Annotated in this window: 21 protein-coding genes; 11 read left to right on the top strand and 10 right to left on the bottom strand. The window is 47.8% G+C overall.

Annotated features, from left to right (window positions below):
• Nucleotides 1–154: 154 nt before the first annotated feature.
• The gene (gene ppk2, locus H4O21_RS22675; RefSeq protein WP_255487424.1) at nt 155–1,351 is read left to right on the top strand and encodes a polyphosphate kinase 2; all 1,197 of its coding nucleotides are present in this window, start codon (nt 155–157) and stop codon (nt 1,349–1,351) included.
• A complete protein-coding gene (locus H4O21_RS22670) occupies nt 1,348–1,578 on the top strand; it encodes a hypothetical protein (RefSeq protein ID WP_182811621.1) in 231 nt (76 codons plus the stop codon). Before ppk2 ends, H4O21_RS22670 begins: the two co-directional genes overlap by 4 nt.
• A 188-nt stretch (nt 1,579–1,766) precedes the next feature.
• Here the strand turns inward: H4O21_RS22670 and H4O21_RS22665 are convergent, their stop codons facing one another.
• From H4O21_RS22665 to H4O21_RS22650, 4 genes are all read right to left on the bottom strand, one after another.
• Complete coding sequence (locus H4O21_RS22665) at nt 1,767–2,873, bottom strand: 5-(carboxyamino)imidazole ribonucleotide synthase (RefSeq protein ID WP_182811618.1); 1,107 nt, start codon at nt 2,871–2,873, stop codon at nt 1,767–1,769.
• Nucleotides 2,870–3,355 carry a 5-(carboxyamino)imidazole ribonucleotide mutase gene (purE, locus tag H4O21_RS22660; RefSeq protein ID WP_220495811.1) on the bottom strand — a complete coding sequence of 162 codons (486 nt, stop codon included), beginning with the start codon at nt 3,353–3,355 and terminating at the stop codon, nt 2,870–2,872. The genes H4O21_RS22665 and purE overlap by 4 nt, the downstream gene beginning before the upstream one ends.
• 26 nt (nt 3,356–3,381) lie before the next feature.
• A complete protein-coding gene (locus H4O21_RS22655; RefSeq protein ID WP_182811615.1) occupies nt 3,382–4,314 on the bottom strand; it encodes a sodium-dependent bicarbonate transport family permease in 933 nt (310 codons plus the stop codon).
• Between the two features lie 121 nt (nt 4,315–4,435).
• Nucleotides 4,436–4,669, bottom strand: coding sequence for a hypothetical protein (locus tag H4O21_RS22650; RefSeq protein WP_182811612.1), 234 nt, complete (start codon nt 4,667–4,669; stop codon nt 4,436–4,438).
• Nucleotides 4,670–4,940: 271 nt separating this feature from the next.
• Here H4O21_RS22650 and H4O21_RS22645 point away from each other — a divergent pair, with 271 nt between their 5' ends.
• From H4O21_RS22645 to H4O21_RS22615, 7 genes are all read left to right on the top strand, one after another.
• A complete protein-coding gene (locus H4O21_RS22645) occupies nt 4,941–5,864 on the top strand; it encodes a LysR family transcriptional regulator (protein ID WP_182811609.1) in 924 nt (307 codons plus the stop codon).
• A gap of 244 nt (nt 5,865–6,108) precedes the next feature.
• Nucleotides 6,109–8,088: a diguanylate cyclase gene (locus H4O21_RS22640; RefSeq protein ID WP_182811606.1), complete on the top strand. Its 1,980-nt coding sequence runs from the start codon at nt 6,109–6,111 to the stop codon at nt 8,086–8,088.
• 227 nt (nt 8,089–8,315) lie between these two features.
• A complete protein-coding gene (locus tag H4O21_RS22635) occupies nt 8,316–8,675 on the top strand; it encodes a hypothetical protein (protein WP_182811603.1) in 360 nt (119 codons plus the stop codon).
• Nucleotides 8,676–8,834: 159 nt separating this feature from the next.
• Nucleotides 8,835–10,094 carry a TolC family protein gene (locus H4O21_RS22630; protein ID WP_182811600.1) on the top strand — a complete coding sequence of 420 codons (1,260 nt, stop codon included), beginning with the start codon at nt 8,835–8,837 and terminating at the stop codon, nt 10,092–10,094.
• A 112-nt stretch (nt 10,095–10,206) separates the two neighbouring features.
• Entirely contained in the window at nt 10,207–11,739 is a 1,533-nt protein-coding gene (locus H4O21_RS22625) for an efflux RND transporter periplasmic adaptor subunit (RefSeq protein ID WP_182811597.1), read from the top strand.
• Nucleotides 11,736–14,894, top strand: coding sequence for an efflux RND transporter permease subunit (locus tag H4O21_RS22620; protein ID WP_182811595.1), 3,159 nt, complete (start codon nt 11,736–11,738; stop codon nt 14,892–14,894). The genes H4O21_RS22625 and H4O21_RS22620 overlap by 4 nt, the downstream gene beginning before the upstream one ends.
• A 117-nt stretch (nt 14,895–15,011) precedes the next feature.
• The gene (locus tag H4O21_RS22615) at nt 15,012–15,521 is read left to right on the top strand and encodes a copper resistance protein CopA (protein WP_182811592.1); all 510 of its coding nucleotides are present in this window, start codon (nt 15,012–15,014) and stop codon (nt 15,519–15,521) included.
• A gap of 77 nt (nt 15,522–15,598) precedes the next feature.
• Here the strand turns inward: H4O21_RS22615 and H4O21_RS22610 are convergent, their stop codons facing one another.
• The 3 genes from H4O21_RS22610 to H4O21_RS22600 form a co-directional block, all read right to left on the bottom strand.
• Nucleotides 15,599–16,411: an AraC family transcriptional regulator gene (locus H4O21_RS22610; RefSeq protein WP_182811589.1), complete on the bottom strand. Its 813-nt coding sequence runs from the start codon at nt 16,409–16,411 to the stop codon at nt 15,599–15,601.
• Entirely contained in the window at nt 16,383–16,850 is a 468-nt protein-coding gene (locus H4O21_RS22605) for a carboxymuconolactone decarboxylase family protein (protein WP_255487423.1), read from the bottom strand. Before H4O21_RS22605 ends, H4O21_RS22610 begins: the two co-directional genes overlap by 29 nt.
• Nucleotides 16,851–17,188: 338 nt before the next feature.
• The gene (locus H4O21_RS22600; RefSeq protein ID WP_182811583.1) at nt 17,189–19,549 is read right to left on the bottom strand and encodes a fatty acid cis/trans isomerase; all 2,361 of its coding nucleotides are present in this window, start codon (nt 19,547–19,549) and stop codon (nt 17,189–17,191) included.
• 530 nt (nt 19,550–20,079) lie between these two features.
• Here H4O21_RS22600 and H4O21_RS22595 point away from each other — a divergent pair.
• Nucleotides 20,080–20,907, top strand: coding sequence for an AraC family transcriptional regulator (locus H4O21_RS22595; RefSeq protein ID WP_182811580.1), 828 nt, complete (start codon nt 20,080–20,082; stop codon nt 20,905–20,907).
• A gap of 62 nt (nt 20,908–20,969) precedes the next feature.
• Nucleotides 20,970–21,572: a LysE family translocator gene (locus H4O21_RS22590; RefSeq protein ID WP_182811577.1), complete on the top strand. Its 603-nt coding sequence runs from the start codon at nt 20,970–20,972 to the stop codon at nt 21,570–21,572.
• Between the two features lie 65 nt (nt 21,573–21,637).
• Here the strand turns inward: H4O21_RS22590 and rhlB are convergent, their stop codons facing one another.
• From rhlB to H4O21_RS25500, 3 genes are all read right to left on the bottom strand, one after another.
• Nucleotides 21,638–22,984, bottom strand: coding sequence for an ATP-dependent RNA helicase RhlB (gene rhlB, locus H4O21_RS22585; protein ID WP_182811574.1), 1,347 nt, complete (start codon nt 22,982–22,984; stop codon nt 21,638–21,640).
• A 71-nt stretch (nt 22,985–23,055) separates the two neighbouring features.
• Nucleotides 23,056–24,558 (bottom strand): FMN-binding glutamate synthase family protein, encoded by a 1,503-nt coding sequence (locus tag H4O21_RS22580; protein ID WP_182811571.1) that lies wholly within the window; start codon nt 24,556–24,558, stop codon nt 23,056–23,058.
• Between the two features lie 199 nt (nt 24,559–24,757).
• Nucleotides 24,758–24,968 (bottom strand): hypothetical protein (locus H4O21_RS25500; RefSeq protein WP_220495810.1); only part of this gene is annotated, 211 nt, incomplete at its 5' end.

The raw sequence follows: 24,968 nt of genomic DNA, 5'->3' as shown, positions 1-24,968 counted from the left end.
TTCTAGAAAACCACGATTTTTGTTGAAGAATACCGTTTTTCAGCAGTCTGATCCCCTGGTTAAATAGCAGAAAACCCTTGTTTTTGTAATACTTTGTTAGTAACGTGGATTCAGCACTTCTTCTTTAAGATTGGCAAATATAAGGAGTAGTAAAATGCCTGATTCTTCTGTCGCAGAAAACATTGAACACAAGGAAGCAGCTGAAAACCCCGTGTCTTCAGAAAAAGCCAGTGTCAAACCCAGCAACCACCCTCTGGATAACCAAATGTCTGATCTGTTATCTCCTCCACCACCTTTGAGCAAGGCTACAAAACGCCCTAAAAAACGCAACCTGCCTCTGATCAGAACATACCCTTATCGTCGCCGTATGCGCCGGGCGGAATATGAAGCACGTAAGCAGGAGCTTCAGATTGAACTGCTGAAAATGCAGAACTGGGTCAAAGAAACAGGGCAACGTGTGGTTATCCTGTTTGAAGGACGTGATGCGGCAGGTAAAGGGGGTACGATCAAACGTATCATGGAACATCTGAACCCACGTGGAGCACGAATTGTTGCTCTGGAAAAGCCCAGTGAACAGGAAGCAGGGCAGTGGTACTTCCAGCGTTATGTCAATCACCTGCCAACAAAGGGTGAAATTGTACTGTTTGACCGCTCCTGGTATAACCGTGCTGGCGTAGAACGCGTCATGGGTTTCTGCTCCTCAAACGAATATCTGGAGTTTATGCGTCAGGCACCGGATCTTGAACGTATGCTGGTCCGGGATGGCATTCATTTGTTCAAATTCTGGTTCTCCGTTAGCCGCCAGGAACAGTTACGTCGCTTCCAGGCTCGCCGTATTGATCCGTTAAAACAGTGGAAACTGAGTCCGATCGATCTGGCTTCACTGGATAAGTGGGACAATTATACAGAAGCCAAGGAGGCCATGTTCTTCTATACAGATACGGCTGACGCGCCCTGGACCACCATTAAATCCGATGATAAAAAGCGCGCACGTATCAATGCTATGTTACACATTCTCAATAGCGTGCCTTATCCGAATAAAAATCTGGATGTTGTCTGCCCACCTGATCCGCATCTGGTTGGTCGGGCTTCTGATGTCCATGAAGTAGATGAGCAGGTTCTGAGCCATGCACCAATCAGCACAGCTCCAGCACCGGTTCAACAGGAAACCGTTCTGGAAGAGGTTGTTACTGAATCATCATCTGCTTCTGAAGAACAGAAAGAACCAGTAGAAAGGGCTCATGCCAAAAAAGAAGAAGAAATTCAGGCCGCCATTGAAGAAGAAACCAATGCCCTGAATGAGAATTCAGAAGTTCCTGTGAGTGAAGCTACTCAGGGAGAACAGGCATGAGTGAAAACTTCCAGCAACATGCTGCCGATCTGGTTAGTACCTTCAAACAGCAGCTAAGCAACAGTGCTATTGAGCATGTCGGCAAGGCACATTTTGAGCAGCTCGAGCTGTTAGTTGAATCTGCTCTGGCCAGCATCAGCCTGAGCCAGATGGAAAGAACAGCGGATCAGGTACAGGCGCTTGCCGAAGCGCTACGCAACCAGGCAGAAAATACCCGCCCGGCATGATGGATTAGTAACAACTCTTCTCTGATATTTCGTAACACGGATATCAGTCTGGCAGCCGGATCACTCCACTATCCGGCTGTTTTTTTATGCCAGCAGTTTCCCCGCAAATTAAGCAGAACATAAAAAAGCCGACAGAAAAATACTGTCGGCTTCTTATTCATATCCGCAGAACAGATCGCAGATATCATTCAGATATCATCACCATAAATCTGTGCCGCCAAAGCATTCAACTGTTGCTTCAGTGACTCGCTGTCTTCAGCCTGCAGGTTAACGTGCCCCATCTTACGATTAGGTTTAACGGACTTGTTATACAGGTGCAGGTAGGCATTCTCAGCCAGCGCATCCTGAGCAGTCACATCAACACCCAGCAGATTCACCATGCCGCCGTTCTTAGCGGGAGTTGTGCTACCCAGAGGCATGCCAGTGATGGCACGCAGATGGTTTTCAAACTGGCTGGCGATACCGGCATTCATTGTCCAGTGACCGCTATTGTGAACACGAGGTGCCAGTTCATTAACGATCAGCCCCTGTTCTGTCACAAAGCACTCCATCGCCAGCACACCAACATAACCAGAAGCATTCAGCAGCGTTGAAATCATACGCTGGGCTTCAGCTTCCTGCTCTTCTGTCAGTCCCGGAGCCGGTGCTTCAGAGATCAACAGAGTGCCACGACGGTGATAGTTTTCAGTCACAGGATAGACAGCCACTTCACCTTTGCTGTTACGAGCAGCAATCACAGATACTTCTGTGCTGAAGTTAACCATCTCTTCCATGACGCAGTCCTGAACACAAACACTGTCATCCAGATCCTGAATGTCCTGCTCTGTTTTCAGACGCCACTGATTATAACCATCGTAGCCACCAGAACAGGTTTTCAGAATAGCGCTGCTGGTAAAACTGTTCAGTGCATCTGTAATCTGTTCGCGATTAGCCGTGACATGGTAATTAGCCGTGGCAATACCCTGCTCATTGATCCAGTTTTTCTCTCTGCCACGATGGCGGCAGATATCAATCACATCCGGATCAGGATAAATCGGGCAGTGACCCTGCAGCTGACGCAGCAGTGCCGTGTCTACCTCTTCTTTCTCAACAGTAATCACGTCTGGCTTGCCCAGCGCTTCGTACAGGCTGGAAACATCGGCATGATCTTCCAGGAAAACAATATCTCCCAGGCCTTCAATACAGGAGGTGTTTTCCTGCTTGCTACCGAAAAAAGCAAAGCTGAACCCCATAGGCCAGCCAGCCAGAGCCATCATTCGGGCCAGCTGCCCGGTGCCTTTAATGGCAATTCTCATTTTACGATCTCGAATGGTACGTTGTCGGTTTGTTTCTGACGGTATTCCTGCAGGCGCTGACGCAGAGCTTCATCTTCAATAGCCAGCATCTGTGCTGCCATCAGGCCTGCGTTCATTGCACCAGCTTCGCCAATAGCCATTGTCGCAACAGGAATACCACGCGGCATCTGCACGATAGACAGCAGACTGTCCATACCTTTCAGATGACGGCTGGCAACAGGTACACCAATCACAGGTACCAGCGTCTCAGACGCAATCATACCTGGCAGGTGAGCCGCACCACCGGCACCCGCGATAATGACCTTAGTTCCATTCTTATGAGCATTGCTCGCAAACTCCACCAGACGCTGTGGGGTACGATGAGCAGAGACGATACCTGCTTCAAATTCAATACCCAGCTCTTCCAGAGGTTTAGTTGCGGCTTTCATTGTTTCCCAGTCAGACTGAGAGCCCATAACAATGGTAACCCTGGCAAATTTCATGATCGTTGTTCTCCTTAATGGTCAGGTTACCCTGACCAGTAACGTGTCAGGCCCAGGTAAAGGGGGATTCCGACTATGACGTTAAATGGAAAAGTAATAGCCAGAGACGCGGTTAATGACAGGCTCAGATTTGCCTGAGGCAAAGAAACAGCCAATGCTGCGGGAACCGCAATATAGGATGCACTGCCTCCCAGAACTGCCATAAGAGTCACGCCACCGGTACTCAGACCCAGTAAATAGCCTAGTATACCACCGGTTAACGCTCCAATCAGCGGCATTACGACACCAAAACTGACTAAGAAGGCACTCTGACTCTTTAATTCGTGTAAACGTGAGGCTGCTTTTCGCCCCATTTCCAGAAGAAACAGTGCCAGCACACCATGAAACAAAGTACCAAAAAACGGCAACACACTCTGTACACGGTCACCGGCCCAGAAGCCGATAATCAAACCGCCCATCAGTAAGAGTACCCCCTGATTGAACAGCACCTCATGGGCAAGCTCCTTCACCCTGAGCTGAGACCGATTCTGAATCGCCAGTAGCAAACCAACGGCAATAGCCGGGGCTTCCAGTAAAGCGACAAACAATGGGAAGTAAGGCTCATAATCGATACCCTGAGCTTCCAGCACAGCAACGCCAACCGCATAAGTCCCCACACTGACTGAACCATAATGGGCAGCAGTTGATGCCGCGTCCACTCGTGACCAGCCACCAACCCAATAAAGAATGGGGAAAGCGATTAATGGCAACGCAAAACCAAAGCCCAGCACAGCTAAAGACTGAGGTAACAGATCCGCTCCAGAGAAATTACTCAGGGCATAACCGCCCTTCAGGCCGATAGCCAACAGCAGGAAAAGTACGCAACTCTGGTACAGACCTTTGGGAAAATCGATTTTAGCGCCAACCAGAGTGGAAAACATGCCCAGAATAAAGAAGGCGACAACAATGTCCAGTTGCATAGATGCCTCTCAGAAAAAGGTCAACAGGGATTGAAAGTTCAGCAGAAGGAAGCTTACGCTGAAACAGAGCGATACAAAGCCTGGTGTGTTAACCAGGCTTCACAATAAAAGGATTCAAACATTATGAGCCAGAAGGGTGAGCCTCTGGCTGATGAGTGACTGTGGCCATTGCCATGGCAGATTTCTGCTGCTGGCTTTTTCTTGTCATCAGCCAGACGATAAGGTTCAGTACAATCATGGCACTACCAGCCATACTTAACAGCCATGTAATAACATTTTCTTTAGCCAGAAATGCACCTGAAATGGCAATAACCAGACCACTGATCAGACCAAAAATAAGCTGTCGGTTTGTCATTTTTCTCTCCGGGATAACGCTGTGATGTAACGGTAATGAGCAGCCCTGCAGGACTCTCATTTGACAGGGATTATTTTCTACAGAATCATAAATAGATAAAAATAGATATTATCTGTCTTATCTATAGATATTTATCTATACTTATTTTTACTCTGCAGGACAGAGAACATTTCTATGGCATTCTCAACAGACACCGGAAACACTTAATGTTTATCAGTGCTTTTGGTGAGTTATAACGTAATACCTGAAAAACAGAGCATAGAGCACTACCATGCCGTCACGATTACATGCGCGGGTTGGTACTATCCGCCAACTGGAAATATTACTATCTGTCTATCGGACAGGCAGTATCACCGCAGCAGCAGAAGAGCTGCACCTCACCCAGCCAACAGTTTCCATGCAGCTCAAGAAACTGTCAGAGGCTATGGGGCTTGCTCTTTACTATCAGGCTGGCCGGAAGCTGCATTTTACTGATGCCGGCAAAATCGCAATATCCAGTGCTGCCGAAGTACTGGATTGTTTTGAACGACTGGATATGAGTTTATCCGGACTTCAGGGGCTAAAAACCGGTACGCTTAATCTGTCTATTGTCACTACCGCAAAATATTTCATTCCGCACCTGATAGGCGAATTCAGTAAGGAATACCCACAAATAGATACTCGCTTCAGAGTGGGCAATCGTCAGCAGATTATTGATCAGCTGGCAGTCGGGGAAGCAGACTTTTATGTATTCAGCCACCCACCGGAAGGTATGGATCTTGAACTGACCGAATTTATGCCTAACCGACTGCAGGCTATTGCCCCACTGGATCACCCCCTGGCTGGTCAGGATATGGTTTCCCTACAGCAGTTCTGTGAAGCTCCTTTTTTAATGCGAGAGGAAGGTTCAGGCACACGACATGCCATTGAAGTACGTTTATCCCGCCTGGGTTATCGGCCTAATATCCATATGACCATCGAAAGTAATGAGGCCATTAAACATTCAGTGATGTCAGGATTAGGGGTTTCCATATTATCGGAACATACGCTGGCATTTGGTGAGAGTTCAGGAGTGGCTGTACTCAACGTTGAACAACTCCCTATTATCAGTCACTGGTATCTGGCACGCCTGAAAAGCAAACCTTTATCTCCGGTGGCCACAGAATTCCTGGAATATGCGCATAAATTTGATCAGGGACAAGTACTCGGAGGATAGTCTCAAACTTACTACCGGTATTTTTTCACCAGGTATATGATCTGCCACCCGGTGTTTTAGCAAAAAATATCAGCAGGTGATACTATTTGCGGCGCTAATAGATGATGCTATAAAAAAACAGGTAAGGATTCGGATCGCAGACTATTTTTAAATATGCTCTGAATTCCAGCATCTTCGCAACAGATTCTCTGAATCCGGTCGATAGAACCAGTTTGTATCGTTTTATTGTTTACAGGGAAGTACTATGACATCTGAAGCGTTTTCTTCTGCCGATCTGGAGCTGTTAAACAGCGTTGGCAAAAAGCATAGCCTCTTCAGAAGAACCCTGATACTTTTTTTCCTGATCATCGCCCTGCTTTCATTCCCTCTTATTTTTTTCCTGGAGAAAGACTACCAGTCGTTTATTACAAGAATGGAAGCAAATGACCATTACCTGCTGGAAAAAATGGCATTCCAGACCTCATCAGACCTTAAGGTACTGATGTCTGACATTATTCGCTTGTCTGACTTTGTAGAATCCGGCATTACAGAACATAATGGCAGCCAATGGATTGCCGATGAGTTTATGCAATTCGCCCGATACCGTCTGCATTATGATCAGCTGCGCTTTATTGATGCCAGTGGACAGGAAAAAGTCCGTATAGACTGGGATAACGATGGCAAAGTATCACAATCAGCTTCAGTCCTGCAGAATAAGGCCCATCGCTACTATTTTTCAGAAAGTATCACTTTGAAGCCAGGCCAGGTTTATCTGTCTGAAATCGATTTTAACCGGGAAAACGGGAAAATTGAGATCCCCCGTAAAATGACACTGCGTATGGCATCCCCAATCCAGTCTGTTGATGGCACTCCGAAAGGCATCGTCGTGATCAATTATCTGCCCGGATATCTTTTCAGTGCATCAGGCAAAGACAAAAACAACGAACTGGAAGGCCGCCTCCAGATCATTGACTCTCATGGCCATCAATTGATACAGGAAGCGGATATACCCTCCTGGAATATTCAATCAGATGAACTGAGCGACAAATATCAGTCACTGATACAGCAAAGTGAGGACCGCACACACAGCCTGCGTCAGAATAATCTGCTGATATCCGTGCTGCGTGTTCATTTTAATTTCCTGAATACCTCCCTGAAGTCCACAGACTGGTTCTTTATTCGTGAAACCCGTCTACCCGGACGCCTTGAGGTCTGGTTCAGTAAACAGGGAGAAGCCCTGTTATATGGCTCCTTCGCTGGTGTCTGCTTATCCGTACTACTTGCTTTTTTGCTCGCTCGAAGCAGAAGAGACTACCTGAAAAGAAATACATTACGGAAAATCACTCATATCTGCGTCAGCCAGAGTCCCAATGCCATTATTATCGCGGATGCCCAACAACGTATTGTTTATGTCAATGCTTCATTTTCTAAGCTTATGGGATACAGGTTTGATGAAGTCAAAGGTAAAACCCCCGCCTTTCTTCAATCCGGTAAAACCCCCGAATCAACTTACTCCGCACTCTGGTCTCAACTCAGCCAGGATGAGGTCTGGCATGGTGAATTTATCAATCAAAAAGCAGATGGCAGTCTGTTCTGGTGCAAAGCCTCCGTCAGCTCAATATATCCCGAAGGCGATCAGAATAAACTATATGTCTGTATAGAAAGCGATATTACCCCTTTAAAAGAGACAGAAGAAAAACTGAAATACCAGGCGACTCACGATCCTCTGACCGGCTTAGGCAACCGTGACTACCTGTTTACCCGAATGGAACAGCAGCTTCCGGGATCAGACAAAGCCTGTTGCCTGGTTGCTGATATTGATCACTTTAAAAAAGTTAACGACACATACGGTCATAATACAGGAGATCAGATCATTAAAGGCGTAGCCCGGCTGATCACAGAACATGCCCGACAAAGTGACATTGCAGTTCGTTACGGTGGAGAAGAGTTTGTGGTAATACTTCCTGGTACAACAGAAGATCAGGCACTGAAAGTAGCAGAACGCTTAAGATACTCGGTCAGCGAAACACTATTCAGCAGCGATACGACAGATTGCTCTGCAGGTATTCAGATTACCATCAGTATAGGATGCAGTCTGTATCCTTATCCGACCAGTGAAGCGGACTTTGAACGCATGATACATAATGCAGATCAAGCACTGTATGAAGCAAAGAACAACGGCAGAAACAGTGTGATTGCATATCGATCCGATAGTGAATCAACACAAATAACATCAGCAAGTTAAGTAAAAGCTTACACTTTCAGGGTATGCTCAGGAACTTAGCGCCTCCTAAGGCGTCATAAACATCGGAACAACAGCTTTTCTGTATAATGGCTGCCGGATTCTCAACGGTCAGGCTGAAAAGATCGAAATACCTGTGTTCAGGTATGTATAGTACGTTAATCAATTTATATTGACACCGATCTGAAGTCTGGTGCTTAATGCCAATATCTGCTGACAGGACTCTGATAGTGCGTATTGTTATTTTTCTTATGATATCTCTGATCTTTGGTGCTTATAGCAACCAGAGTAGTGTGGTATTTGCGGAAAACAGTCAGCACGCTTCTGCTGTCACATCCTTCTCAGATCAACCAGATCAGACCCGCACACATTGCAATCAATCCCATCATCAGCCCTCAGACAACCACCATTCTTCTATGATGAACTGTGATATTCAGTGTGCAATGATGAGTTGCGTCAGTGGTAGTCATCCTACAAACCTTCAGTTTTATCACTGGCCTCTGACATCTCATCTGCTATCAGGTCATCGTTCAACACTTCAGCTTCAGAGTCGATCTGAGCCTCTTTTCCGACCTCCTATTACCGCTTAAATCGTTTAGCTTCTGCGCTTGAACGTGTCTATGTGCTAATGCCCGACAGGGCGTTTTTGTATTGCGACAGAAACCTTCTGTGAACGCTGTATAAAAAACCTCCCAGATCAGAGGCTCACATAGCACTTCGTTTTACGTTTTCATCGGTAAGGACGTGTTATGTCTGCACGCTTTTTATGGCTGGCTGTTGCTATAACAGCCAGTAATCTGAGTCATGCTCAGGTATTTAATTTAGATCAGGCTGAGGAAAAGGCTCTACAACAGGACTTTCTCCAGCAAACATTCAGCTATCGCCAACAAAGTATACTGGCACAAGGTGAAGCCGCCGCTCAGTGGTCTGATCCTACGTTTAAAGTGGGTTTAGCCAACATCCCAATGGATAGCCTGCGTCTGAATGACGACCCTATGACCCAGCTTGTTCTCGGTGTATCCCAGGCTCTTCCTCGTGGAGATAGTCTGTCGATTAAACGCAGTGCTGCTCAACTGAAATCATCCCAGTTAAGCGAACAGAGTGAACTGCGTAAGCTTCAGGTGCGGCAAAAGGTCAGAACACTCTGGTTCGATATTCATTACCGAATCAGAGTGCAGCAGATTCTGAAGCATAAACAGCAGGTGATTCGCCAGAACCTGGATAATATGGTCAGTGGTTTTGCCCTGGGAGCGATGCAAAGCCAGGATCTGCTGGAAGCTGAACTGGAACTGGATCGTATCCGTGAAAAAATCATGGCACACCAGCAAAAAGAACAGGCTCTGCGAGTTCAACTTAGCCGCTGGACCGGCCAGCCAGCAGACCAGTATCTGCAGACCGCCCTGCCAGACTGGACATCAGCAACACTGTGGCAAAGCCTGAACAATCTTACAGAACAGCAGCAGATGCTGCTGAATCACCCGGTCATTCGTCAGATTCAGACTGAAGTTCGCTACCAGCAGAATCAGGTGGAACTGGCCAGAACAGCTTACGACCCGGCTTTCAGAATAGATATCAGCTACGGACATCGCTGGAGTGAACTGCCCAATGGCAGTGACCGGTCGGACCTGCTCAGCGCATTTGTGACTGTCGACGTTCCATTATTCCCGGAGAAACGTCAGGATCGACAGTATCAGGCAGCGGTTTATCAGGTCTCAGCAGCCCAGGCAGAACGTGATGAACGTCTTCGCCAGTACCAGGGCGAACTATCCGAAGTACTCACTCAACTACAGTTTATTCAACAACGGCTCTCACTTTATCAGGACAAACTTCTGCCTCAAGCCAAGTCTCGTATTCAGGCTTCTGAACAGGCGTATCAGGCCAATACCGGTGTTTTTGATCGCTTAACTCAGGCCTATACCCAGGAGCTGAATCTCAATCTGGAATATCAGAAGCTGCGCACCGAACAGGCGCAGTTACAGACGCGGTTGCGCTTCTTTCAGGGGCTTTAACAAGACGTAACTTCCAACAGATCAGTCATCAGATAACAGATGGCTAGGCGAGATAAGTACCTGATGCAAAAAGATCAATGCATCGGTTCGATACGAGACAAGTGAGCTTGATATGAAAACCATAATGATTTCAGCGCTGGCATTAGCCATTGGTGTCGCGGTTGGCAGTGTAGCAACCCATCAGGGTTTGCTGAGTAAAATAATGCCTATGAGTAGTGCTCAGGCAAAACTATCTGATCATTCGGGGCATGTCGGTGACTCTGATGTGGTGGCAGAAGATAAAGCTGGGCCTTCAGCTAATAAAGAACCTCTGTACTGGGTTGCGCCGATGGACCCTAACTATCGCCGCGATAAACCCGGTAAGTCGCCTATGGGGATGGATCTGGTACCAGTCTATGCCGATGGAAATGAAGATGAAAAAGCCGGTACGGTAAAAATCTCCCCAGTGGTGGAAAATAATCTGGGGGTACGAACGGCAAAGGTCGCCTTTGATCCTCTGATCTCTGAGGTCAATACGGTGGGTTATCTCTCTGTGGATGAAGACAGTCAGTGGCAGCTGAACAGCCGGGTTGCTGGCTGGGTAGAGAAACTCTATATCAAATCCGCTGGGGAGCCGGTAAAAAAGGGACAACCGTTACTGCGTTTGTACTCTCCTGAGCTGGTTAAAGCCCAGGAAGAGCTGATTAACGCACTGCGTATGTCACAGCATCAGAATCTCATCAGTTCAGCTAAACGACGTTTACAGGCGCTCGGTATGGATCAGTCCCAGATCAAAACCCTGGTTCGCAAGCGTAAGGTTGAACAGGAGGTAACCTTTTATGCCCGTCAGGACGGTTATCTCAGCCAACTTAATATCCGAGAAGGTGCCTATATTTCCCCGGCTAAAACACTGTTGGAAGTGGTATCTCTGGATAGCGTATGGCTAAAAGCGGAGCTGTTTGAATCCCAATCGTCATTAGTGCAGGTGGGCAGCAAAGCAGAGATTCGTTTGGATGCTTACCCCGGCGAACGCTGGCTGGGTGAAGTGGATTTTATCTACCCAGAGCTGGATGCCAAAAACCGAACCGTGACGGTGCGTTTACGTTTTGAAAACTCGGACCAGCAGCTTAAACCCAATATGTTTGCCCAGGTCCGCTTGATGTCTGAAGCACCTGCGCCCTCGTTACTGATTCCCCGTGAAGCCTTGATTCGTTCCGGCAGTATGGAACGTGTGGTGCTGGCATTAGGTGAAGGGAAATATCGCTCCGTTCGGGTAGATGCGGGTCGCGAAAGCGGTGCTCAGATTGAGATTCTGGATGGTCTGATGCCGGGACAAACTGTAGTCACCTCTGCTCAATTTATGCTGGATTCCGAGTCCAGCCTGACTGCTGATTTCAGCCGTATGGAGTTTGGCTCTCAGGCGATGGGGCATGCCGGTATGAACCATGGCGGTATGGATCACAGTGGCATGAATCACGGCCAGATGAATCATGAGGGTATGGATCACAGCGGCATGAATCATGAAGGTATGGATCATAGCTCTATGGGGCAGGGCAAAATGAACCACTCCATGATGAACCAGCAACCGTTGGAACTGCCAGAACCAACAAAAGCCGATGAAGACCTGGATTGGCTGGATCTGGATGATGAGGAGACCGGTCAATGATTCATCGTATTATTGAGGCCTCCATTAAAAACCGCCTGTTGGTGTTACTAGCCGGTATTGCACTGGTAATTTATGGGGCCTTTACTGTTAAAAACACCCCCGTGGATGCGATCCCCGATCTGTCCGATGTGCAGGTGATTATCAAAACCAGTTATCCGGGCCAGGCACCGCAAGTGGTCGAGGATCAGGTGACCTATCCGTTAACCACCGCCATGCTCTCGGTGCCGGGAGCAACCGTGGTGCGGGGTTACTCCTTCTTTGGTGATTCCTACGTCTATATCATTTTTGAGGATGGTACGGATATCTACTGGGCCCGTTCCAGAGTGCTGGAGTATCTGTCTCAGGTGACGCCTAATCTGCCCGCAACGGCTAAACCGGCCCTGGGCCCGGATGCCACCGGTGTGGGTTGGGTTTACGCTTATGCATTGACCGACCGCTCTGGTCAGAATGATCTGAGTCAGCTGCGCAGTCTGCAGGACTGGTTTCTGAAATATGAATTGCAAACCGTACCCGGAGTAGCGGAAGTCGCGACTGTGGGCGGTATGGTCAAGCAGTATCAGATTCGTATTGATCCGGAAAAACTGCGCGCCCATGATCTGCCGCTATCGGCTATCACTCAGGCAATCCGTAAGGGCAACCAGGAAACCGGTGCCAGCGTCATTGAAATGGCAGAAGCGGAATATATGGTACGGGCTACCGGCTATATCGATTCCATTGATGACCTGAAACGTCTACCCGTTAAGGTCAGTGCCCAAGGCACACCACTGCTACTGGGGGATATCGCTGATGTGGTGCTGGGTCCTCAGATGCGCCGTGGCATTAGTGAACTCAATGGTGAAGGTGAAGCTGTGGGTGGTGTCATCGTGATGCGCTTTGGTGAAAATGCCAGTGCGGTGATTGACGGTGTAAAACAACGTCTGGATGAACTGAAAGCCAGCCTGCCGGAAGGCGTTGAGATTGTGACCACCTATGATCGTTCAGATCTGATCGGTAATGCCATTAAAAACCTGCAGGATAAACTGCTGGAAGAGTTTATCGTCGTCGTGCTGGTGTGCGCGCTGTTCCTGTTCCATCTGCGCAGCTCTCTGGTGGTATTGTTCAGTTTACCCGTCGGTATTCTGACCGCCTTTATTGTGATGTCCTGGCAGGGGATTAACGCCAATATTATGTCGTTAGGCGGGATCGCTATTGCGATTGGAGCTATGGTGGATGGCGCGATTGTGATGATCGAAAACGTCCACAAACATATGGAACGCACAGAGCTGACCGATGATAATCGCTGGCAGGTGATCACTCAGGCGGCCAGTGAAGTCGGCCCAGCGCTGTTCTTCTCCCTGTTGATTATTACCTTTAGCTTTGTGCCGGTCTTTGCTCTGCAAGGCCAGGAAGGCAAGATGTTTGCTCCACTGGCGTACACCAAAACCTATGCCATGGCCGCTTCGGCAGCCCTGGCGGTGACGCTGGTGCCGGTACTGATGGGCTACTTTATTCGCGGCAAGGTAATTGCTGAGCATAAAAACCCACTGAACCGTATGTTAACGGCGGTCTATATGCCAGTGCTGAAGCTGACGCTGAAAGTGCCTGTACTGGCGGTAGTGCTGACCCTTGGTCTGTTAGCCGTCAGTATCACTCCGATCAGTAAAATCGGTAGTGAATTTATCCCACCGCTGGATGAAGGCGATCTGATGTATATGCCGACCACCTACCCCGGCATCAGTATCGGTAAAGCGCGGGAAGTACTGCAACAGACTAACAAACTGATCAAAACCATTCCCGAGGTGGAAACCGTATGGGGCAAGGTGGGACGTGCTGAATCCGCTACCGATCCAGCGCCTCTGACTATGATCGAAACCTTTATCCAGTTGAAGACTAAGGATCAGTGGCGCGCGGGAGTCACCACAGACACCCTGAAGCAGGAGCTGGATCGTCTGGTACAGTTCCCCGGTCTGACCAATGCCTGGGTGATGCCGATTAAAACCCGTATCGATATGCTGGCAACCGGTATTAAAACCCCGGTAGGTATTAAGATTGCCGGTGAATCTCTGGCCGAGATTGAAAGAATCGGTAAAGAGCTGGAGCGAGTGATTAAAACGGTTCCGGGTACAGCCTCTGCCTATGCCGAGCGCGTGGCCGGTGGACGTTATATCAAGGTGGATATCAACCGGGAGCAAGCCGCTCGTTATGGTCTGAATATTCAGGATATACAAGCGGTTGTGATGACGGCCATTGGTGGTATGCAAGTCAGTCAGACTATTGAGGGCCTGGAGCGTTACCCGATTAATGTGCGCTATCCCGCGTCGTATCGGGATTCCCCGGAACGTTTAAAGAATCTGCCGGTCATTACACCTTCTGGTCAGCGTCTGGCTTTATCGGACGTAGCGGATATCGTACTGGAAGATGGCCCACCGATGATCAAAACCGAAAATGCCCGTCCTAACGGCTGGGTCTTTGTTGATATCGAAGGCCGTGATCTGGGTTCCTATGTGCAAGAAGCGCAGCAGGTGGTGGCTGAACAGCTGAAACTGCCACCGGGATATTCTATCGCCTGGTCCGGTCAGTATGAGTATATGCAGCGAGCCAAGGAAACTTTGGAAATCGTGATTCCTGCAACGCTGGGCATCATCGTGTTGCTGCTGTATATGGCCTTCCGTCGTATCGGCGAAGTACTGTTGATTCTGGTGACACTGCCACTGGCGATGATCGGTGGTGTATGGCTGATGTACTGGCTGGGTTATAACTTCTCCATTGCAGTAGGCGTAGGTTTTATCGCTCTGGCTGGGGTTGCGGTTGAGATCGGTGTGATTATGTTGCTCTACCTGAACCAGAGTCTGGATGAGAGCCTGAATACATATCAGAAGAAAGCCGAAGAAGGTGATAACACGACACTGTTTGGCTTACAGGATCTGCAACAAGCGGTACTAAAAGGCGCTGGTTTGCGAGTACGTCCGGTAATGATGACTGTTGCCACCGTAATTATCGGCCTGGTACCCATTATGTACGGTTCAGGTACCGGCTCAGAAGTGATGCAGCGTATCGCTGCACCTATGATTGGCGGTATGGCTTCTGCTGTGTTGCTGACACTGCTGGTGTTGCCTGCGATGTATTATCTCTGGAAGCGCATTAGTCTGAGAAAAATAATAATATCAAAGACTTAGTATATTTCTTTGTTTCAATAACCAGGCTATGTCAAGCTGCGACATAAGCGCGCGCCAGCTTGTCATAGCTCTGGTGAACCTGTTTGAATAAACACCATAAATAATAAGGAAAAAACGATGTTTAAAACGGTAAAAAACAGCTTGATAGCTTTGGGTACAGCGGCGGCACTGCTCGCGGGACAGGGGGCTTTTGCCCACTCGGCTCATTGTGAGGACACACCACTGGGTGAGCTGATGGAAGGGATGAAAACCGACCTGAAAGCTTATGTCGGTGCGTTTAAATCCTCTGACTCCGCTGCAATGCAGACTGCTGTTGAGCAGTTACTGGCAGCATCCTTAAAAGCTAAAGAGTATGTGCCGCTGAAACTGCAGGATAATATGCCGCAGATGAGTGCAGAACATCACGCTAAGATGGGGGATATGAAACATATGCCGAATATGGAGGGCATGTCCCATGCGACTCATATGAAGCATATGAAATATCTGCAAGGGATCGATAAGCTGAACCAGTTATTGACGGAGCTGAAAGCGGCAGGAGATGACAAGCAAGCGATCAAACAGCTGTTGGGACAGATTAAACAGCACAGTAAATCCAGTCACGAAGCCTTCCGTAAAGATTGTGACTAATATCATCAGCATATAATCCAAAAGCGGGGTTTAGCCATACGATAAAGATATGCGTTAAGCCCTTATTGGTCCACAGCTCACCTGGCCTTCAGATAACGGCAATACTCTCTGGGGGTTATATGATTAAAGGCCTTAAACTCACGACTCATATGAGCCTGATCAGAATAACCCTGCTGGTAAGCAATTTCAGTAAGATTGCTTTCTGGCGACAACCTGAGTTGCTGAAGCACCCGATTAACCCGCAGGATACGCTGGTAATATTTGGGAGACACCCCGATATAGTGTTTAAACTGGCGCTCAATCTGGCGGAAGCTGACACCGGGTCTGATCTGATCCAGTTTTTCCTGTCCTGCAAGATGTTCAATCTCTGTCAGAGTCTCAGATAATGTATCCGGTAATGTGTAAGGGTCTAGCCAACGATCAATCCAACGGTACAGAACAAGCGCCTGACGCCAGTGATTATCAGAAGCAGTTAAAGATTGCTCCAGTGACTGCCAGGGCAGATAGCTATCCAGGCTATATAACTCTGTAGGATCCGTAACTCGTTTACCAAAAATAGTTGTGGATACCCCTGGAGGAAAGCAGATACCAATCAGAGCAGTACCCGGATGGAGTGTTATTCTGGTCGATTCAGTGTAAGCGGGAATGACCACAGGACTAACGGGCTGAAGCTTTCCTGCCAGCTCAAACCGCCCTTTTATAGTAAGTACCACAGCAGTATACGCCTTACCCCGAAGCCAGCGTGACTTCGGGGCAGGCAGGTCATATAAGGCAGATGCGAACCATACCGCCTGAACGATCTCTGATGAAGTACGTTCAGGAAACATCAGGGTCAGACTGATATCATTAATGTAACTGCGGTCAGTTCTGCAACGGGCTCTGATAACCACCTACCTCTGGTTTAAACGTGCGAGCAATGCGATTCCAGCTGTTAATAGCATTCACCGCGATGGTCAGATTAACGATATCAGCATCACTCCACATATCTTGTAATGCTTTCATCCTATCATCATCAATATCCTGATTTAATGTCAGACTCTCCGCCCAATCAAGTGCCAGGCGCTCCCGGTTACTGAAAAACGGGGCATCGCGCCAGGCCGATAAAGCATAGATACGTTGAGGAGATTCTCCCATCGCCACAGCATCTTTGGTGTGCATATCGATACAGAAAGCACACTGATTAACCTGTGATACTCTAAGCTTCACCAGCTCTAACAGGGCCATACCTAATTCAGCAGAATCAGAAAAACAGGCCTTAAGATATTCTTCCTGATCCAGCAGAATTTTTATCGCTCCGGGTGCCTGGTTATAAAAATCAATTTTTTGCATAGTCATACTCCTTAGTGATGCCTTTCAGCTTAAAGAGTAACCATCACCGATAATTGAAAAAAAACGACATCAGGGCATTTCCTGGACAGATAGAATGACCTGTAAAGCCTGCCCATCAGAAAGCTCTCCCCGTATTGAAGGCAGGGATTATCAGCCTCCTGTGCTTCAGGCATACCCGAACATACCCCATCGCCCCCCTTAGCTGACATTCTGAAAAGCAGCTCAAACACTCAGGCTCAATGAATTGCCGGGAATAAAACAATGACTGACGAATGAATTATATCCTTCTGCTCTCGGGCTGAACCTGGCGCTAATAACCAGAAAAAAACCTTTTAACCTCACCATCCCTGGTATCGGTTAAGGTCATAATATCCCGCCTGCCGGGGCTGTTCAGACTCCATATAATAGCGAAAGCTGTGGAATATCTCCCAGAAGTTGGGATCAGTTCTGCGTACTCCCCAACGATCTACAACTTTGCGGCGATCCTGTATATGCTCCATTTTCGCAAGCTCACTCACAAATGCAGAAACGTCTCGCTGCGGCACCCTGAAAATAAAGTTAGGGTAGCTGCCAACAGGCTCTCTGAAAATTGTGACACTATCTTTCTCTGGTTCATAGCGAAGCTCTTCGCCCAGCATGAATGCGACATTGGAATGTGCCCGGTTACGTATCAACGTATAGACGGTGAAAGCACCGCCCGGTAAATCAACTCTCAGAAAACTAACATCGGGCAGCAGATCAATACCGGGAATATCCTTTGCCCGACCTTCGGTCAATGAAGCCAGCTGTTTATCGATCTGGTTTTCATGCGTCAAACCCAAACGTAAACAATCAGGATCACGACACCCATCAAGGGTGCGATTATCAATGATATGACGATTGGCATGCCAGATCTGCTCAATAATCTGCAGTTTGGTATCGCGTCGCGAAGACAGCAACATCGCTGAAGGAGTCCTGGTATCAAGATCATGGTAACTGATCAGCGTTTTAATAATACCGCTATAGCGATACCAGTCTTTATACATAGCCTCCCTCTCCTGAGGCGGGGCCAGGCGGAGAAAATTGGTTTCTCCGCCATTACGAATAAGATCAAAATAAAGTCGTGTCTGAGCCTGATGAGAAACACTACCAAATACATTGAATCCCACTACCAGCTCATAATAGGTACGCTCAAATAATGGGTAATCCATCAGCCAAAGCGTGTGGGGTAATGCCCCTTGAAACCCTTTCATAACTGAAGCGCTGTCATGATGTCGGAAGACCGACAGAAAAGCGTTATCATTATGACCATCGCCATCCCATATCTGTTCGACAGACGCCCCTTTGGGGAAGGCCTTGCGGTACTGCTTCTGGCGATGCTCCAGATATTCATTGCGCTTACCACTGTATTTGAACCAGGCAGAACCCAGCGCCATCATGTCCGAATTTTCACCGGGTAATCCCAACAGGTTCATCACTTGTTCACGATAGTCTGGCTGGCTGACATACTGCTCATAGTCTGGATCTTCAAACATGACCCAGAACTGATCGCGGATCACATCAGTAGCGATCTGACCACGGCAGACAGGGCCTCGAATGAAGTTACGAACAAAATACTCCGCTTCATCCAGCATAAACTGATAGCGGGATCGTGAGGGAATGGCCGCAAAGGTAACGAACGGATTCGACGCATATTCATAACCGTAACCGGGTAATTGATCGACTCGCCATTCGGTCTCCAGAAAAAGGGCTCGGTAGCGATCCATCCTGTCTTTGCTCAACTCGTAAACGATATGGGTTTTATGGACAAGGGTGTCAACCAGAGGGCGCAGACGATAGTAAAACTTGCCGCCCGGATCTCCATTCGGACGGACTGTTGCGACTGGAACAATTTTCCCAGGCGCTGCGGTTCGTGATCTCACCAATTGAAAATAGGTGCCAGAGTGATCGCCTTTAAAATACAGATGCCCCAGAAACAAATGCTCAAACAAATAACGGGCAACCAGTTGATAACGTTTATCGTCGTGATTTAAAAATGCTTCCCACTGATTTACCTGATCTGTTGTCGCTTCTGATATTACTAAAGAAGACTCTTCGATCTCTGCCCCTTGCTTCAGCCAGGTGGTAAGACGATGATATTCATCATCCGTTAGTCCCGTCACCCCATAGGGCATTCCGGCGAGAGGATAGTTCTCACGATAGTCGGCAAAGTCTTCCGGTTTGGGGCACTGGTTTTCACGGTATATCCCCAGAGAATAGTCATCTGAAAGAGGCTGACCGGGCGCAACAGGGTTCTCCCTGCCCAGCTTCAGCATATCGAATAGCAGGGAAGAAGCTCTCTTATCTTCCTCTGTATCGCCGTCAACGGAACGTATAATGGAGAAAAAACCTTTTTTGCGCCAACCTTCCTCTGTCAGAGCATCCAGGTGAAGCCGCGTAGGACTCATATCATCAGTTCGGACGCCATTGTAAACCGACGCCTGACTTGCACCCCGACGAACCCCGGAAGCGGACTCCAGCTTGAGCTGACAGGGCGCATCATAGCAGGCATGACAGGCAATACATTTCTGATCAAAAACAGGCTTTATATCACGGCTAAAAGAGAAAGCCTCTGCAGGAGCCCCTATTGCAGCCGGGCTGGCAATGATGAGTAAAACGGATGAAAGAAAAACGACTAAATACAAGACCGCCAGACGCCCTATCTGATAAAAACTCCACATAAACTGACAACTCCTGTCGGGATGGTGTTTCTGGCGGCTTTCATTTCAGGATCTCAGAAAAATCAAACGCCCAAAACGTCACTATCATCAAAAAGCCCCATCCAACTGGAACCTTTTAAGACATATTAACTGCAAAATCATACGTAAGTTTATGACTCAGTACAAAATAAAAAGCCCGGCAGGCAAGGCTTAGAACCTGGAAGTGATGATAAAACAGGCCACTCATGGGCCGATACTTATACTTAATCAATGATCGGATCAGCACCTATTAGTTACCTGACAGCTGTTCGGGAGTTGAAAGACATTCGGCAGATTAAACAGCTGCCGCTGCGAATCGCATTCTCTTACGCATTAACACTGTCAATGGATGATCTTTTGTGATGCCAGCACTCGCAGTGCCATTCGGATAGCGAAATAGTCAGAAACAGCAGCAGTTAAGCAATTTCGTTCTAGAGATAAACTCTGGCTCTGCCCTAAACTGAGCTTATCGCTTACTTACAGTAGTTCATCCGGGTATCAGAGGTATAAGCATGAAACACGATAACCAGTTCCAGTTTGCCAGAAGCCAGTATCTGGATCAGGTTATGCTGCTGCAGGCTCAGATTGACGACTTCTCCTATAGTAAACATGCGCATGAAGAGTATTCATTTGGTGTCACTCTGGCTGGGCGCCAGGACTTTTTCTCCAGCGGTGCATTTCATCGCAGCCTGCCTGGCAACATCATTGTATTCAATCCCGGCGAGGTACATGACGGCCATTCAGGTACAAATGACGCTCTGCGTTATCGTATGGTCTACATTCATCCGGGCCAGTTAGAACCTATGTTGATGGCTGCAGGCGTAAAAAGCAGTCGTGATTTTCAGATTACCGATAACCTGATTCATGACTCTCTACTACGCCGACATATTCTCAACCTGGCAGAACTGATCGAACAGCAGGATAACAAGTTACAGCAGGAATGTGAGTTATACCAACTGGCAGCACGTGTGGCTCAGCGCTACGGTCAGTATTCCCCTGACCGGATAGTACAGAGAGTTGATCGCTTGCTGCTTAAGGCCAGAGATTATATTCACGATAATCTGATGACAGAGATCTCTCTGGATGACATTAGCCAGCAAGCCAGTCTGTCAAAATATCATTTTCTCCGGATGTTCCGGCAACAGTACGGCATTACGCCCCATCAGTACATTATCAATTGCCGGATCAACAAAGCCAGAGAAGCACTGGAGCAGGGTTCATGTCTGGAAGATATCGTTTTTGACTGTGGATTCAGTGATCTGAGCCACCTGAACCGGCGCTTTAAACCCATCTACGGCATGACTCCTCGTCAGTATCAGCAGCACTTTTCAGGTAAGTAAGCTCTCACATCTCATCCTGAATATCTGCTTATTATATTTTTCTCTACTTCCAGGGTTTCACTATGGTTGAAATACTCGCGTACGCCTTTGGCATTATGTATACCCCCGGACCAGTCAATTTGCTGAGCCTGAACCGGGGATTGAATGGACAATATCGCTTCAATTTCTGTGCTGGAGTGGGTTGTGCCATGCTATTGCTATTTGTGCTATTCGGATACAGTGGTGCTATGCTGGTTTCTGATCAGTATCGAATACTGCTAAGCGCAGCAGGCTGTCTGTATATTTTTTATCTGGGTTATAAAATTACCGTGGCAAATGTTACCGTTAGCAAACGGCCACAAACAGACGAGACGCTGACCTTTCGTTCCGGGTTTCTGATGCAACTGCTGAACCCTAAAGCACCTGTCGCTATCCTGCCAATCACAACGGTGCAGTTCCCTGCGGTTGGTATCAATGGCTCGATGGTGATGATCTGGTCTGTCGTTCTGGCCACTCTGGCATTTGGCGCGCCTTCAGTGTACATGCTGATGGGGAAACACCTGAGCCAGTTCATTTCCAGGCCGCAGTACTTTCGTCTGCTGAACGCAGTTATGGCTTTATTATTATTCTATGTTGCCGCTGATATTGGCTGGAACCATGTAGTGCTAAGAATACAGAGTGTCTGACTTTAAAACGGAGAGACAGGACAGCAAAATATGATTTGCTGTCCCTGGCAGTGCTGCAGTATCAATTATCTGTTTTCAATCTCATCCAGCAAGCTGATATCAGGTTGCTGACTTTCAATCTTCTTACCAATAAACTCTTCAATTTCAGGTAGAACAAAAGCATCTTCTTCGCCGATAAAGCTGATTGAAACACCCTGAGACCCCGCACGGCCTGTCCGTCCGATACGGTGTACATAATCTTCAGGATCGTCCGGCAAAGTAAAGTTTACGACATGACTGATATCATCAATATGGATACCTCGTCCGGCTACATCTGTCGCCACCAGCACCTGAATCTCACCATTACGAAATTTTTCCAGTGTTGAAATGCGCTTACGCTGCTCAACTTCACCAGACAGCATCGCTACACTGACATTCGCTTTTTTCAGCTGGTCACACAGATCCCGTACCCGATCACGACGATTAGCAAAGACAATCACTCTGTCCCAGCCTTCTTTTTTCATCAGGCTGACCAGTAGTTTTTCCTTATCTGCATCCGCTACGATATAAGCATGCTGCTCAACATTAGCGTTGGTTTCTTCTTCAGATTCAATTTCAATCCGCTCAGGGTTCCAGGTCCACATCTGAGCCAGGTTTTCGACATCCTGCGGATAAGTAGCGCTGAACAGGAAGGTCTGACGCTCTTCTTTCTTAGGTGTAGCACGAATAATACGCTTCACATCCGGGATAAAGCCCATGCTCAGCATACGGTCTGCTTCGTCCAGCACCAGTACTTCTGTCTCTCGCAGATCCAGATCACGTTTCTGATGGAAGTCCAGCAAACGCCCCGGAGTTGCCACCATGATATCAATTTTACCTTTCAGCTGATCACGCTGCTTCTGGTAATCAATACCACCAACGATGGTCACCACATTAAAACCACAGTACTTGTTCAGCTGATGCGCATCTTTGGCAATCTGCATCACCAGCTCACGGGTTGGCGCAATAATCAGAGCACGTGGTGCCCCGTCTTTCTGCATACCGGGTGCTTCTTCTTCCAGGAAATAACTCAGAATACTGATCAGAAAGGCTGCCGTTTTACCGGTTCCGGTCTGAGCTTTACCAATCAGATCTTTACCCAGAAGTGTATGATCCAGAGATTGCCCCTGAATTGGCGTACAGTAATGGAAGCCAGAGTCACAAATAGCACGCATCAGAGGCAGTGGCAGATCGAAGTCATGGAAGCGCTGTTGACCTTCAACCTCAGGCACCTCAAACTGAGACAGATCCCAGTTGTCATTTTCCGGACGGTTTTTCTTAAAGGAAGGACGGCGGCGACGCTTATAATGCTTTTTACGATTCTGCGGACGACTGTTCTGATTTTCTGTTGGGTTAGACACGAGTTTCTTTACTCCCGAAAGCCCTGAGCGCATCAGGGCTTAATTAAGTCTGGTAACCAGGGTTACCGGTACAGTCTCAGGGTCAGGTCTTTATTGAGTCCTGATCAGTTTTTATCCCTGAGAGGAATATAGTTTCCGGGGTACAGGTTTGCCAGATTCTCTGACAGTCCATTCTCTGTCACCATCTGCGCATGATGGCGTTTCAGCTCCCGTGGCTCCCGGACACCACAGGAGTGGGCAATAATGCCAATCTCATTGATCAGGTGATCATGATAATTTTTCACCCGGACCTTCTTATCCGTAGGGTCCAGTCCCTGTTGCAGATCCGGATCATGGGTTGCCACACCGGACGGACAGGTATTTTTATTACATTGCATGGCCTGAATACAACCCAGTGCAAACATATAACCCCTTGCTGTTACACAAAAATCTGCACCAACGGCCAGTGCCCAGGCTACATTGGTCGGTACCATTAGTTTACCAGAAGCTACGACCCGAATGCGCTCTCTCAAACCAAAAGCTTTCAGCATATCCACCAATAATGGCAAACTCTGCTTCAAAGGTAAGCCCACACTATCCATCAGAGGCATAGGCGCAGCACCTGTTCCGCCTTCTGCACCATCAATGGTGATAAAATCCGGCGCTGATTTCTCCCCCCTGTGATTAATCTCAGTGAAGAATTCATCCAGCCAGGCATGAGTACCCATCACAAATTTAATACCAACCGGTTTACCAGTCACACGGCGTACTCTATCGATCATCGCCAGCAGATCTTCAGGGCTTTTAATGTCCGGATGACGATTCGGGCTAATGGAATCAGTCCCTTCAGGGATACCTCGAATGGCAGCAATCTCTGCCGACACTTTTTCGCCAGGCAGGATACCACCTTTTCCTGGTTTCGCCCCCTGACTTAGTTTAATTTCGAACATACGAATCTGTTCAATCTGCGCCAGAGCCTGCAACTTTTCGTCACTCAGATTACCTGCCTCATCACGTACGCCGTACTTGGCGGTACCAATCTGATAGACGATGTCACAACCACCTTCCAGATGATAAGACGAAACGCCACCTTCCCCGGTATTCATCCAGCAACCGGATTGTTTTGCACCATGTGACAACGCCTGTACAGCAGGCTTCGACAGCGCGCCATAACTCATACCGGATATATTAAAGATAGACTTCGCGTTAAAAGGTGTCCGACAGAAAGGGCCAATCTCCAGAGGCGGAGATTCAACGGCATCTTCTTTCAGCGTCGGATAAGGCGTATTCAGAAAAATAATCGCCCCTGGCTGATGAATATCTCGCGTGGAACCAAACGCCACCGTATTATCTACATCCTTTGCAGCACGATACGCCCAGCTGCGTTGCGCCCGGTTAAAGGGCAGCTCTTCTCTGTCCATAGCAAAAAAGTACTGACGGAAGAATTCGCCCATGTGTTCAAAAAAGTAACGAAAGCGTCCTAATACAGGAAAGTTACGCCGGATAGTGTGGCGGGTCTGGTTTTTATCGACATAATACATCACAGCCACAGTTATCAGGCCAGCCAGCAATACCAGCCCAAGCAGAATCACTGCGATATCAAGAATCAGAATTGCAAAATCGTCCATAGTTTTTCCTCATCAGATGCTGAGCAGACTTATTGATATATGCAGTGCCCCAATCATAACCCCGCATAAAAAATAGCTAATATCCGGAACAGGGAGTCAATGCCGGTCTTATTATTTATCGGATTATTTAATTTTTTATTTCTCAATAAAAGACGATACACCCTGCCTCTTATTTGCAGGCGATCAGGAGCACTGCCTGTTATTTTGCTCTGCAACAGGCATCATATCTGATTCTTGCCAGATAACCGACCTGATCTGTCTCTGTTTTCTCAAAAAATAACATTTTCTGATTCGCTATATCCTTATAAAAAATATGGCTCATCACTGCTGTCCGGTTAAATATAAACCAGTTCCATTGACAGCTGATCGGGGGCTTCTGGAGGTGATGAATATCCAGCTGAATCAGGGTG

It is taken from the genome of Oceanospirillum sediminis, assembly GCF_014164585.1.
Lineage (GTDB): Bacteria > Pseudomonadota > Gammaproteobacteria > Pseudomonadales > Halomonadaceae > Oceanospirillum > Oceanospirillum sediminis.
This window is presented reverse-complemented; position numbering and strand designations above follow the sequence as displayed.